Raw genomic sequence first — 13,891 nt, forward strand, 5'->3', positions numbered from 1 at the left:
TATTTTGATAAATTTGTTTCTATAATTAAAACTGATGAGAAAAAATATTGCTATTATAATGGGCGGATATTCATCCGAAGTGAACATTTCTTTAAAAAGTGGAAATGTTGTTTTTAACCATTTAGACCGCGAAAAATACAATCCTTTTCGAGTTCATATTTTAAAAGAAAAGTGGGTTGCTTTAGATGATGATGACGTAGAATATGAAATCAATAAAAATAATTTTTCGTTTCTAAAAGGGATTACAAATACCATTTTCGATTGTGTTTTTAATGCAATTCACGGAAATCCTGGAGAAAACGGAATGATTTTAAGTTATTTAGAGCTGTTAGGCATCAAACATACATCTGCACCTTTTTATCAAATGGCATTGACTTTTAACAAAAGAGATACATTGAGTGTTGTAAAAGAATACGGTATTAAAACGGCCATTTCTGTTTATTTAAATCAAGGAGATAGCATTGATACAGATCAGATAATTGCCAAAGTTGGGCTGCCTTGTTTTATAAAACCCAATAATGCAGGTTCTAGCTACGGCATTTCTAAAGCCTATACAAAAGAAGAAGTTTTGCAAGGAATTGAAACCGCTTACAAAGAAGATACCGCTATTTTAATAGAATCTTTTTTAGACGGCACAGAAGTTTCTGTCGGTGTTATTGAATATAAAGGTGCCATAAAAGTGTTGCCAATTACAGAAATTGTTTCGGAAAATGATTTCTTTGATTATGAGGCAAAATATGAAGGAAAATCACAAGAAATAACGCCAGCTAGAATTTCATTAGAAGAAAAAAATAGTGTAGAGACAGTTGCTAAAAAAGTGTATAAAGTTTTAAATATGTCTGGTTTTTCTAGAGCTGAATATATTTTGATAAACGGAGAACCACATTTTCTCGAAATTAATACGGTGCCAGGAATGACGTTAGAAAGCATTTTACCGCAACAAGCTAAAGAAGCAGGAATTTCATTACATGAATTGTTTGACAATTCCATTCAAATGGCTTTAAAATAAGTTAAGGTTTGTGAATCAAAACCACGAAAATCATCAAAAACATAAAGTAATACATGAAAAGAGCAATATTTCCCGGATCTTTCGATCCCATCACTTTAGGACATTTTGATATTATTAAAAGAGGCGTAAAATTATTTGACGAACTCATTATCGCAATTGGTATCAATGCCGATAAGAAATATATGTTTTCTTTAGAGCAGCGTAAAAAGTTTATTGAAGATTGTTTTCAGCACGAACCTAAAATAAAAGTAGTTACTTACGAGGGTTTAACCGTTCATTTTTGTCAAAAAAATAAGGTAGATTTTATTTTAAGAGGCTTAAGAAATCCTGCTGATTTTGAGTTTGAAAAGTCTATTGCGCATACAAACAGAGATTTAGCGCCTATTGAAACCGTCTTTTTATTAACATCCGCAAATACCTCATACATTTCGTCGTCTATTGTAAGAGATGTGATTAGAAATCATGGCGATTATACAAAGTTAGTTCCTAAACCAGTTAGATTTCAGTAGTTTACATTGTTTTTTTAGTAGCAAATATTTAAATAGAATAAAAATGAAACCAAGCGTACCCTTAAAAATTATAGTGCTTTTTTCTTGCTGTTTTTTGTTGATTTTTTGTGATAAATCCTCTAATGAAAATATTGATTTTACCACACGTTTTGAAACTTCAAAAGGAACAGAAACTCCAGAATATAAGGATGTAATTGCTTATTATACAGAGTTGTCTGAAGCTTATAGTCAGATTTCTTTGTTCTCTTTTGGGCAAACAGATTCAGGAGAACCTCTGCATTTGGTGGTTTATAATAGAGAAGGAATTTATAATGTGGATGAAATTAAGGATTCGCAAAAAAATAGAATTTTAATTAACAACGGAATTCATCCAGGAGAATCAGACGGAATTGACGCTTCCATGATGTTGTTACGAGACATTGTTCAGAACGATTCTATCAAAGAGAAATATAAAAATTCGATTATTTGCGTCATTCCTGTGTACAATGTTGGTGGATCTTTAAATCGAAATTCGCATACAAGAACCAATCAAAATGGTCCTTTAGAATATGGTTTTAGAGGAAATGCTAGAAACTACGATTTAAATAGAGATTTCATCAAACAAGATACCAAAAATGCAGCTACTTTTGCAGAAATTTTTCATGCGGTAGACCCAGATGTATTTATAGACAATCACGTAAGTAATGGTGCCGATTATCAATATGCCATTACCCATTTATTTACGCAGCACAATAAGTTAGGGGGCAGTTTAGGTGCGTTTTTACAAAATGAAATGCGACCGCAATTAGAAACTTCTTTAGAAACAAAAGGAATTCATATTACGCCGTATGTAAATGTTTGGGGCACGACACCCGAAGCAGGTTTTTCGCAGTTTTTCGATTCGCCAAGATATTCTACGGGTTATACAACTCTCTTTCATACCTTGGGTTTAATGGTAGAAACACACATGTTAAAACCGTATAAAATTAGAGTGGAACAAACCTATGAATTGATGTTTTCTGCATTTGATTTCACCGAAGAAAATTCAGCAATGATTAAAGATTTGCGTTCTAAAGCAACCGAAGAAATTTTAGCAAAGAAAACCTACCCAATTCAGTATAAAGTAGATCGAGAAAAATTTAGAACTTTAAATTTTAAAGGGTATGAAGGCGAAATAGTTGACAGTAAAGTAACCAATGGAAAGCGATTATTTTATGATAAAAATAAACCTTTTGTCAAAGAAGTAAAATATTATGATGAGTTTGTGGTTACCGAAGAAATTACCATTCCGAAAGCCTATATTTTACCTCAAGGTTGGCATGATGTTATCGAAAGATTAGAGAATAATAATATTGAATTTTCAACTTTTAAAAAAGATACCATAATTGCAGTCGAAGTAAATCATATACAAGATTTTAAAACTAGAAAATCGCCTTATGAAGGGCATTATTTGCATTACAATACAAAAACTTCTAAAACAACAGAAAATATCAATTTTAAAGAAGGAGACCTTTACATTCCTACAGATCAAAATGGGGTGCGTTATATACTAGAAACGATGGAAGCAGCGGCTACAGATTCCTTTTTTAATTGGAATTTTTTCGATACCGTTCTTCAGAAAAAGGAAGGTTATTCTGGGTATGTTTTTGAAGATCTTGCAGAAAAAATATTGTTAGAAAATCCATCTCTTAAAAAACAGTTGGATGAAAAAATGTCTTCGGATGACAATTTTGCAAAGAACCCGAGAATGCAACTAGACTTCGTTTACAAGAATTCTCCTCATTATGAAAAAGCATACTTACGTTTGCCCGTTTTTAAAGTTTTTTAAACCTTTTTGTTGATGAAATATTTGTTTGTTCTCTTTTTTGTTTTCCTTTTTGCTAGTTGCGATACTGCTCCAAAACCCATTAAAAAGGGGATAAAAGAAATAGCAAAAGAGATTATGAGAGATGCAAAAAATTGTGCACTCATAACGATCGATTCTGTAGGGATTGCACATGCAAGAACTATGGATCCTTTTTTACCAGAAGAAGATTTTACGGTTTGGATGGGTACAAAACCAAAAAGTTTAAAAGTACAGCAAATACAAAAAAACAAAAATGTAACCCTGTATTATTTTGATACTAAAACGGGTAGCTATGTTACTTTACAAGGCACTGCAAATAGTGTGAATAGTGAAATGGAAAAAGAAAAATATTGGAAAACAGCCTGGAAAAATTTTTACAAGAATAAAACAACAGATTATCTATTGATAAAATTCACTCCCAAGAAAGCGACTATCATCAGTGAAAAGTATTCTATATTGGGAGATACAATTACTTGGAAAGCTCCTCAATTAAACTTAAATTAAAAATGAAAAAAATAACACTATTGTTCGCTTTAATACTCCTTTTTAGCTGTCAAAAATCAAAAATGAAAGAAGAAATTGTTACTAATTTTTTTGTTGGAACTTATACCAACGGAGATAGCAAAGGAATTTATAAATATGAACTTTCTACAGAAGGAAAATTAAGACAAATAGGTTTGATGGCAGCAACCAGCAATCCTTCTTTTTTGGCGAAAAGCACTGATAATAAAACGCTTTTTACGGTTGATGAAGCAAATGAAGAAGGAACAGGTTTTGTAAAATCATATCGCATAGAAAAGGATTCGCTTTTATTGATAAGTAAATCAAAATCAGGTGGCGCGCACCCTTGTTTTATAACGGTAAATGATAAAAATCAGGTTTTAGTTGCTAATTATTCGGGAGGAAATGTAGGTTTTTTACAAGCAAATATTTCAGGTAAATTATCACCTTTATTGCATGTGCAGCAACATACAGGTAAAGGTACAACAGACAGGCAAACGGCGCCTCATGCGCACTCAACATGGTTTCACCCTGCTAAAAAAGAAATTATTTCTGTAGATTTGGGAAGCAACGAATTGTGGTTTTCTACGATTGACACCACTAAAAAAGAGTTGGTTTTTACCGATCAAAAAACATTACAAATGGCAGAAGGTGCAGGACCAAGACATCTTACGTTTCATCCCAATCATCAATGGATTTATGTTTTAAACGAACTAAATAACACGGTTTCTTTGGTGAAAGAAAAAGAAGGTAGGTATTATGTAGATACAGCTATTTCTATGATACCAGAAGGATATGCTGAATATACTAAAGGCGCAGATATTCATATTTCTAAGGACGGTCAGTTTTTATATGCATCCAACCGAGGGCATAATTCGATTGTTATCTTTAAAATAAACGCAGAAAATGGAAGTTTAAATTTGGTCGGTTTTGAACCAGTAAAAGGAGGGAATCCTCGTAACTTTTCTTTATCTCCAGACAATAAATTTTTGTTAGTAGCCAATAGGGATACCCATAATATGGTTTCTTTTAAAAGAGATGAATTCACCGGTAAGTTAACTTTTGTAGATGAAGTTACGGCTCCAGATCCTGTTTGTATCTTGTTTTAAGAACGAAAATAACATCATTCAATTTTATGGAGAAAAATCATGCGACGTAATGATCGATGTGTTCAGTAGTTTTTAATTAAATTCAAAGAGGTATAATGGCATAAAATGTAAATTTTAGCGTTTATAAAAACCAATATCTTTTTTATTTTCAAGACAAATGAGCATCAAACTTTTTTTAAAAGAAAAGGTTTTAAATCCGTTTACTTAAAATTTAAATTCAATTCCGTAACTTGTTGCATTAAAATAGATATACATCATGAAATCTTTATCAATTAACGGAAAAATCTTCACGATTGATGTGCAAGACGACATGCCTTTATTATGGGCAATTAGAGACATTGTAGGTTTAACGGGAACCAAGTTTGGTTGTGGTGTAGCGCAATGTGGCGCCTGTTCTGTGCTCATCAATGGGAAGCTGACAAAATCTTGTAGCATGCCCGTTTCTTACGGAATAGGAAAGGAAATTTTTACGATTGAAGGATCTTCTGAAAATCTCGAGTTTTTACGAGAAGCTTGGCATGATGGCAACGTACCACAATGCGGCTATTGCCAACCTGGGCAGTTAATTGCAGCCACTTTTTTGCTAGATACCACCGAAAATCCTTCGGATGAAGATATTGATACTGCCATGAGTGGAAACATTTGCAGGTGCGGAACCTACCCAAGAATTAGAAAAGCAATTCATAAAGCTGTTGCACTTAAAAACGAAAAGATATGAGTACCATACAGCAAATAAAACGTAGAGATTTTATAAAGTTATTCGGATTGGCTTCGGGTGGAATCCTTTTAGGATGTACCGTATCTTCTGATAAAAAAGAATTTATTCCGCAGATAGCGGGTACTTTTACACCGAATTTATTTGTGCAAATTCAAAAAGACGGACATATTACACTACTTGCTTCACGCTCAGAAATGGGGCAAGGTATCAGAACTTCTTTGGCATCCGCAATTGCGGATGAGTTAGAAGCAGATTGGAAGTATATCACCGTAAAACAAGCCACAGGAAATGCGAAATATGGCAATCAAAATACAGATGGTTCTCGAAGTGTAAGAACGTTATTAGAACCGATGCGAAAAATGGGAGCTACCGCAAAAGCGATGTTAATTACTGCCGCTGCCACAAAATGGAATATTCCAGAAGCGGCTTGTAAAGCTGCAAACCATTATGTCATCAATACGCAAAATAACGATACAATGTTCTTTGGTGATTTGGTAGAAGAAGCTTCTAAAGTTGCCATACCGGCTGAAGAAAGTATCGAGCTAAAAAAAGTGGAAGATTTTAAATTTATCGGAAAAACGTTAAAAAGTGTCGATTTAAAAGATTTTACACACGGAACTGCCAATTACGGAATTGATATACGAATTCCGAATCTAAAATTTGCTGCCATTGCAAGATGTCCTGTAACTTTCGGAACCGTAAAAAGTTATGAAGATACAAATGCTAAGAAAATAGCGGGTGTAGAGACTATTTTTCAATTAGATAGGATGGTGCCGCCAACAGGCAAGTTTTTTGGAGCATTAGGCGGGGTTGTTGTTATTGCAAATAATACTTGGGCTGCTTTTCAAGGGAAATTAGACTTAAATATTGAATGGAATTACGGTAAAAATCAATCTTTTGATACTGAGAAATTCAAAGAAAAACTCACCCAAAGAGCGCATGAAAAAGGCAAACTAGTTCCTGGTAGTCATGGCAATGTGTATCGTGCTTTTGATGCTTCTAAAAATATTGTGGAAGCAACATATCATGTTCCGTTTTTAGTCCATGCACCCATGGAAGTACCCAATGCAACCGCTTGGTTTCAAGGAGATACCGTAGAAGTTTGGGCACCTGTGCAAGATCCGCAAACGGCAAGGGCAGAAATTGCACACTTCTTTAAAATTCCGTTAGAAAATATAACGGTCAATGTTACCTTTTTAGGAGGTGCTTTTGGTCGGAAATCAAAATCTGATTTTGTGGTAGAGGCTGTTGCTATTTCTAAAAAAATAAACGCACCTGTTCAAGTAGTTTGGACGCGAGAAGATGATATACAACATAGTTTTTACCATGCCACAAGTGTGCAGTATTTAAAGGGTTCTATAAATGAGGCAGGCAACGTTACCGGTTGGTTGCAGCGTCTTGCCATGCCATCTATTGTGTCTTCTTTTAAACCGATGTCTGATTATGTTTCTGGTTTTGAGCTGAATCAAGGGTTTACAAACAATCCGTATCAACTTACTAATTTTAGATTAGAAAACTCGAAAGCAGAAGCTCATGTAAGAATTGGTTGGATGCGCTCTGTAGTGAACATTCATAGTGGTTTTGGTAACAATTCTTTTGTAGATGAATTGGCACATGCGGCGAATATAGATCCGGTGCAGTTTCATTTAAATTTAATTGGGAAAGATACCATTGTCTCCGGTAAGTCTAAATTCCCTTATAATTCTAAACGGATGAAAGACGTGTTAAAAAACACTGCTAAAATAGCGAATTGGGGAAAAAAGTTGCCTGAAAATCACGGTTTGGGAGTTGCCATTCACTATAGTTTTTATAGTTATGTAGCAACGATTGTTGAGGTTTCTGTAAAAAACGAAAAAGTAAAAGTTGAACATATTTGGACGACCATAGATTGTGGATTGGCATTAAATAAAGACAATATTATTAATCAACTAGAAGGAGCTGCCATTTTTGGAATGTCGCTTGCTTTGTACGGTAAAATTTCTGCAAAAGAAGGCGCCGTGGAACAACATAATTTCTTTGATTACGAAATGACAAGAATGAAGGATGCGCCAAAAATAGAAGTAGCAATTATGGATAAAATGGACGAGCCACCAACCGGAGTAGGAGAGCCTGGGGTGCCACCAATTGCACCTGCAATTTGTAACGCTATTTTTAATGCGATAGGCAAACGAATTCGAAGTTTGCCTTTGATGGATGAAGGGTTGGTTTAGAAGAAACAACCTAGGAGAAACAACCTAGAAGTAGCGCATGGATATATCAAAAAATAATGCCTTTTTACAATTGATAAAATTATCCGACGCTCTGCGCAGGTGGTCAATAGGAAAGTTTGAAAACTTGGATTTTCATCAAACTAAAAATAAGATTTTTTCCGCTTGAGACTTCGATGGCGCTGCCCTCTAGGTAGTTTATTTCCTTTTTTTTCATTGTGGTTAAAATAATTTTCTCAATAAAAAAATTAGGAATATAACATTTTTACAATTCTAAAATTTGACGCATTCTACGTGTAATTGCATTTTCCTTATTTAAACGAAAATAGATTTCTAGTAGCGAATCTTCATCTCTATAAATACGACTGGGGTCTTTCGTTCCAAGCAATTTACAATTGCTCTCTACCTAATTCCATTATTTGGTAATATGGGTTCAATAAGTCTTATTTTTCTTAAAACTATTTGGTTTAAAGCGAATACCATTTACATCTTTAGTTTACCGTAATAAAACGCCTCTTTACTTTCTTCATCATTTAAAAAATAAATCGTAGCGATGGGGCTATGCTTCCTATTTTAAACTAGAAAAAAGAAAAAAAGTCATCATTTTATTTTTACGGTAAATCCAAATCATAAATGATATAACACAACATGAAATGGTATAATATCAAAACAATTTTAAGCGGATTTCAGATAATCAATGTGTTAAACAAATGATAAAAGGGTTTAAATAGAAAGTTGACTGATATAAATCATTACCTGAGACTTACATGGATTATATCTTCACTGAACAAATTATTGTTTAATTAAATTTTTTTAAAAATGAAAACAGATTTAGAAATCAGAGATGATGTACTCGATGAGTTGGCTTGGCAACCAAACGTTGATGAAACCGAAATTGGTGTGATTGTAAAAGATGGCATTGTTACTCTTACTGGAACAGTGGGTAGTTACGCAAAAAAGAGAGCAGCTGAAGAAGCCGTAAAAAAAGTAAAAGGAGTTAAAGCAGTAGCAGAAGACATTGAGGTAAAGTTTGGCAATTCCTTTGCAAGAACGGACGCCGATATTGCAAAAGTGGCCGTTAGTTCGTTAGAATGGAATTCTTCGGTACCAAATAATAAAGTGATGGTTAAAGTTGATGACGGTTGGGTGAGCCTAACTGGCGAAGTGCCATGGTCCTATCAAAAAGATTCAGCCAAAAGAGCTGTTGAGAATTTACAGGGTGTGAGAGGTGTGACTAATTTAATTACCATTAAACAAGCTGTGGAACCTTATCAAATTAAGGAAAGAATTAAAAAAGCTTTTGAACGCTCTGCAGATCTTGAAGCTAAAAATATTATGGTAACTGTGGATGGTCATAAAGTGAAATTAAAAGGTAAAGTACATTCACTTACAGAAAAAGATGAAGCGCTTAAGGCAGCATACTATGCACCCGGCGTATATGAAGTAGATAATGAATTGGAAGTTTCTTATTATTAGAAACGATAGTTTGTAAAGTAGCCCCAACCTAAACAAAATGGTAGGGGCTACTTTATTTTTATAATCATTGTTGTCCGATAAAAGATAAAAAGACCGCTTTCGCTATTAGAATAAAGAACAAATACTTGAATGTAACTAACTGAAAAACAACATTATTATGATTTTAAATTTTTCGATACATCATAAATTCTAAAGCGGTTTTAAAAGCAAGGTATACTTTAAAGACTCTTCAAAATCAATACTATCAATACTTTAAAACACTTTAGCTAATTTTAATCGGAAAACACTATTTTATACTATCTTAATTATCCTATTTTAATTTGTTGTTTTATGGATAGCACTTCTGAAAACAAATCGCCTAATTTTTCTACTCTTTTAGGCATCGTTTTTATATTAAAATCTTTTGGAAGAAAACCACCATTTTTAACCTCTTTCCAAGTTAATGGAGCAGAAACTGGAGCGTTAGGATAGGCACGAACTGTATAAGGAGCAGCTGTATTTCTACTGATGACATTTTGTAAATAATCTACAGTTACTTTGTTACTAATATGCGTTTTTTTGCTTTTTTTTTGGGTAGTAATCAAGTTGGGATATTTTTTAGCTAATGTGTCGTTTATACGTTTTACCCATTCTCTTACTTCTTTAAACGAATATTTAGGAACTATAGGAACATAAACATGTAAACCCGAGCCTCCTGTTGTCTTTGGATATGATTTTAAGTTCATTGAATTTAGTAATTCATTTAAATAACTTGCTGCTTGCAGTACGGTCTCAAAAGCAACATTTTCATTTACATCAAAATCAAAAATAGCCATATCAGGATAACTATAATTAGTTGCTTTTGAAGACCATAGATGAAATTCAAAGCCACCTCTAGACGCAAAAAATAATAGACCAGCAGCAGAATCAATCAATGGAACTCGAATAGTTTTATCTTGACTAATTTCTTCGTATGCAATGGTGTGAAATAGATTTTCATCTTCCTCTTCATCTTCAAAATTCCTTTTGTAAAAAGAAAGCTCCTCAATACCCTTCGGAAAGTAATGCAGGGTCACAGGTCGGTCTTTAAAATAAGGTAATAGTGTAGGCGCCATATCAAAATAGTATTGTAATATATCTAGCTTGGTATAGCCTTCTTTAGGCCAATATACTTTATTAGGATGAGTAATTTGTAACTCATACCCTCGAACGTTCCATATTATTGGTTTTTCTTTATCTAAACTCATTTTAAATACATTTTACAAATAATCTTTACAATTTTACGAGGTGTTTTTACCAGTATTGTCTTGTCTGTTCGCTTTGCATTGGGGTCTTTTATAAATTCAGGATTTTTGTGCATTACTTTTATTCAGTCGTCATTGCTTAAATTAGGGTTTCTAAAGGGTTTTTTAAACCTTGAATGCTTTTTATTTACCAATCTATCAAAACTTAAATGAAGTCTATCGGCAAGCTCTTCTAGCCGTGTTTCTGTAATTGGTGTTTTTATAATATCTGCATCTCTAGTTGTTAAACCACATGCCAATTTTTTTTCTGCTATTCAAGAATTAGGGTTATAAAATAGCGTCACTTCCCAATTTGATGTTGCTATTTCTCCTATTGTATTTTTTTTAAATCATTTTATGAAATTAGTTCATTCAATGAAAGTTGCCAATGATATAAATCAGTGAACTACTAAAAATTGAATAATGAGTGCTTTACATAAATTTTGGAAGAAATCGATAGAAGTCTTTCTTCAAATCGCCGTAAATCTTTCTTTGCGTTTCCATACGATCCCTAAATGCAACATGATGTTTGGCTAAATTTACATTTATGACGTTTTCCCCTTTTTCATCGTGAGTGACCATATTGGTTTCATGCACATTAATGTGGTGTTGTAAAGTGTCAATGACTTCACCTTGACGAATAAATTGATTTTGAAAATGCTCTAACTGAGCCAATACATTTTTGTCTGTCCAGCGTTTAATCAACTCTTCTAAGCGATTATTAAATGTTTTTAATTCGTCTTCCCAAAATGAGAGTTCACTTCGCCATTGTTTATGTTCAAAATGTAAATCTGAATTATTCATACTTTCTTTTTTCATTACAGGTGTTTTAATTTTTACTTGTTATTGTAATGTTTGTTATGTATGCTCTTTTAAGGCGATAAATTGATTTAATGCCTCTAAAGCTTCGCAACCATACACTACAGAAGGACCACCTCCCATTAGTATGGCAACTCCAATTGTTTCTGTAATCTCTTGTGAAGAAGCACCAGATTCAAGTGCATCGTGAACATGAAAGGCTATACATCCATCACATCGTACCGTAATGGCTATACCTAATGCAATAAGTTCTTTGGTTTTAGCATTTAATGCTCCGTCTGCGATACTTGCTTTGTGCAAATTTTCAAATCCCTGCATTGTAGTTGGAATTTTAGCGCCTAATTGATCCATTAGTTTTAAAAGGTTGTTATAATGTTTTGGAAATTCTTTGATCATGACCTAATTATTTAAATTTGGATATTCTTTGTCATCAAAGTTATTTTAAAATGAAAACATCTGAAATGATGTGTATCATTTAGTTTCATTCCCCTCTAAAAGTTTTTTAAAAACAGACAAATAGACTCTGAATCCTTTATACATAGGCTTTTATTTTAAGTAAATAAATACCATCTACTACTTGAATTTACCGCAATAAAACACCCTTTTTTTATCACCTAAAAAATAAACCGTACTAGGGCTATGCTTGATGTTTTAAATTCAAATAAAGAAAAAAAGCATCATTTTATATTATGATAAATTCAAATCGTTCATGGTATAAGATACATATTCGCAGTAATTTTTAATCTTTTAATTCTTGGTGTTTCTAAAGAAATAAAAGTAACTTTTTTAAATCATGGCTGTCCGATAAAAGATAAAAAGACTGCTTTCGCTGTTAGAATAAAGAACAAAGACTTGAATGTAACTAACTGAAAAACAATAGTATTACGGTTTTAAATTTTTCGATACATCATAAATTCTAAAGCGGTTTTAATAGCAAGGTGTACTACTTTAAAAACCTTTGAAAATCAAGACTATCAATACTTTAAAACACTTTAGCCAATTTTAATCGGACAACACTATTTTTAAATATTAAATAAGTTAAATAATTGTAAATCAATATTTTGATTAATGTGTTAAAAGAATGATGTGTTCGGTTTTTGGTGCTTAAATAACTAATTAATTTTATAAATATAGCTAGGCTGATGGGGGTCAGTTAATTATATCTTAATAGTATTTAATATTGTACTGTTAATTATAAATACATTTTACCATGTCAAAAAAAATACTTCTGGTATATAATGACCAAGGTGTGTCATTTCTACTAAAAAAGATGTTAAAATCACCAAATATAGATATTACCATTAAAAGAACATATGAAGAAGTTGCCTATGCAATCTCAAAGAATCGTTACAATCTTATTTTAACGGATGCGGTTATTAACGGTAACTTTTTTTTTCAGTACATAGAAGATCTAAGGTTTAACGCTCCAAAAACGCGCATCGTAGTAATGTCTCAAATGTCTCAATCTTCTATGACGGCAAGTTTAGAAAAAATGGGTGTCAAAGATTTTATTTCACTACCAGCGCCTATTCCTGCAATAAAAGAGCTAATTTCTAAGTATATATTATGACTGTCTTAACAATAACATATCTAGTTATTACATTATTTTCAATAACATTATTAGGTTTATGGTTTTCTTTATTAAACCGTATGGGTAATGATGAATTAGAAGAGAAGCAATATCTAAGATTAGAGGAAAACCTTATAGACGGCATTGCCTCTAGCTATTCAGAAGACTCTAATGAGTTAGCTATAAAAAAACTGCAGTACGCGTCTCGATATATGAAATATAATAAGAGCAAGTTTAGTAGTGTTGCTTATGTTTTTTTAAAAGTTAATTGTGTTTTTAAATTTTCTAAAAGCACTAATTTAAAAACACTTTTTCATCATTTAGGATTGAATACTGATTTGCGTAAAAAATTACAATCTAAAGATTGGTTTGATAAAGCCAAAGCAATTTGGCTGTCTTATGAGTTAAATTTAAGTGAGAATAATTTAATTATTTCGAATTATAAAGATGGCGAAAACAGGCTCGTAAAAAGAGAAGCGCAAATTGCTTTAATTACTTTTATGGGATGGAAAAGTTTAAACTCTTTTCCGGATATTACTATTCCTATCTCTTTATGGCAACAAATTCGTATTATAGAAAAACTACAGGAAATTGAAGCACCATTTGATGTTATCGCTTTTGAGAAAGCTTTAAAAGCGGATAATCACATCACCAGAGAATTGATGGTTAGAATTATAAAAAACTTTAAACTGCATCATTATATCGATTATGTAAACGAGCAGCTTAACTCAGATAATAAACAGCTCGCTAAGGTTGCGCTAGAAGCACTAGATCAATTAGATCCAAATCACCTTGGGCTAAAACAAATTGAACAAAGGTTGCCAGAAGCACCAGAACTTATGCAAAGAGCAGTAAGTAGTAATTATCAACACGTTTCTAAATAAAT

The 13,891-nt window shown here is 32.7% G+C and carries 14 protein-coding genes; 10 read left to right on the forward strand and 4 right to left on the reverse strand.

Annotation, left to right across the window (positions count from 1 at the left end; translation table 11 throughout):
• Positions 1-34: 34 nt before the first annotated feature.
• The 8 genes from K8354_RS01650 to K8354_RS01685 all read left to right on the forward strand — a co-directional run bounded on the left by K8354_RS01650 (position 35) and on the right by K8354_RS01685 (position 9,354).
• Entirely contained in the window at positions 35-1,009 is a 975-nt protein-coding gene (locus K8354_RS01650; RefSeq protein ID WP_223444890.1) for a D-alanine--D-alanine ligase, read from the forward strand.
• A 53-nt stretch (positions 1,010-1,062) separates the two neighbouring features.
• Positions 1,063-1,518, forward strand: a complete 456-nt coding sequence (gene coaD, locus K8354_RS01655) for a pantetheine-phosphate adenylyltransferase (RefSeq protein WP_223444891.1) — start codon at positions 1,063-1,065, stop codon at positions 1,516-1,518.
• 43 nt (positions 1,519-1,561) lie between these two features.
• Positions 1,562-3,325 (forward strand): M14 family metallopeptidase, encoded by a 1,764-nt coding sequence (locus K8354_RS01660; RefSeq protein ID WP_223444892.1) that lies wholly within the window; start codon positions 1,562-1,564, stop codon positions 3,323-3,325.
• Positions 3,326-3,337: 12 nt separating this feature from the next.
• On the forward strand, positions 3,338-3,847 hold the full coding sequence (locus K8354_RS01665; protein WP_223444893.1) for a pyridoxamine 5'-phosphate oxidase family protein: 510 nt from the start codon (positions 3,338-3,340) through the stop codon (positions 3,845-3,847).
• Between the two features lie 2 nt (positions 3,848-3,849).
• Positions 3,850-4,953, forward strand: a complete 1,104-nt coding sequence (locus K8354_RS01670; RefSeq protein WP_223444894.1) for a lactonase family protein — start codon at positions 3,850-3,852, stop codon at positions 4,951-4,953.
• Between the two features lie 256 nt (positions 4,954-5,209).
• Positions 5,210-5,671 (forward strand): (2Fe-2S)-binding protein, encoded by a 462-nt coding sequence (locus K8354_RS01675; protein WP_223444904.1) that lies wholly within the window; start codon positions 5,210-5,212, stop codon positions 5,669-5,671.
• Entirely contained in the window at positions 5,668-7,881 is a 2,214-nt protein-coding gene (locus tag K8354_RS01680) for a xanthine dehydrogenase family protein molybdopterin-binding subunit (protein ID WP_223444905.1), read from the forward strand. The genes K8354_RS01675 and K8354_RS01680 overlap by 4 nt, the downstream gene beginning before the upstream one ends.
• A gap of 816 nt (positions 7,882-8,697) precedes the next feature.
• Complete coding sequence (locus K8354_RS01685) at positions 8,698-9,354, forward strand: BON domain-containing protein (RefSeq protein ID WP_223444906.1); 657 nt, start codon at positions 8,698-8,700, stop codon at positions 9,352-9,354.
• Positions 9,355-9,659: 305 nt separating this feature from the next.
• On the opposite strand, the gene ligD is transcribed toward K8354_RS01685, so the two are convergent.
• The 4 genes from ligD to K8354_RS01705 all read right to left on the reverse strand — a co-directional run bounded on the left by ligD (position 9,660) and on the right by K8354_RS01705 (position 11,831).
• Positions 9,660-10,580: a non-homologous end-joining DNA ligase gene (ligD, locus tag K8354_RS01690; RefSeq protein ID WP_223444907.1), complete on the reverse strand. Its 921-nt coding sequence runs from the start codon at positions 10,578-10,580 to the stop codon at positions 9,660-9,662.
• Positions 10,581-10,702: 122 nt separating this feature from the next.
• Positions 10,703-10,876, reverse strand: a complete 174-nt coding sequence (locus K8354_RS01695) for an arsenate reductase family protein (RefSeq protein WP_223444908.1) — start codon at positions 10,874-10,876, stop codon at positions 10,703-10,705.
• 172 nt (positions 10,877-11,048) lie between these two features.
• On the reverse strand, positions 11,049-11,435 hold the full coding sequence (locus tag K8354_RS01700) for a hypothetical protein (RefSeq protein ID WP_223444909.1): 387 nt from the start codon (positions 11,433-11,435) through the stop codon (positions 11,049-11,051).
• A gap of 39 nt (positions 11,436-11,474) precedes the next feature.
• Complete coding sequence (locus K8354_RS01705) at positions 11,475-11,831, reverse strand: carboxymuconolactone decarboxylase family protein (protein ID WP_223444910.1); 357 nt, start codon at positions 11,829-11,831, stop codon at positions 11,475-11,477.
• A gap of 814 nt (positions 11,832-12,645) precedes the next feature.
• On the opposite strand from K8354_RS01705, the gene K8354_RS01710 reads away from it, so the two are divergent.
• Together K8354_RS01710 and K8354_RS01715 are read left to right on the forward strand one after the other, a co-directional pair.
• Positions 12,646-13,005 (forward strand): response regulator, encoded by a 360-nt coding sequence (locus tag K8354_RS01710; RefSeq protein WP_223444911.1) that lies wholly within the window; start codon positions 12,646-12,648, stop codon positions 13,003-13,005.
• Positions 13,002-13,889 carry a hypothetical protein gene (locus tag K8354_RS01715; protein ID WP_223444913.1) on the forward strand — a complete coding sequence of 296 codons (888 nt, stop codon included), beginning with the start codon at positions 13,002-13,004 and terminating at the stop codon, positions 13,887-13,889. Before K8354_RS01710 ends, K8354_RS01715 begins: the two co-directional genes overlap by 4 nt.
• Positions 13,890-13,891: the final 2 nt, after the last annotated feature.

It is taken from the genome of Polaribacter litorisediminis (assembly GCF_019968605.1).
Classification (GTDB): domain Bacteria; phylum Bacteroidota; class Bacteroidia; order Flavobacteriales; family Flavobacteriaceae; genus Polaribacter; species Polaribacter litorisediminis.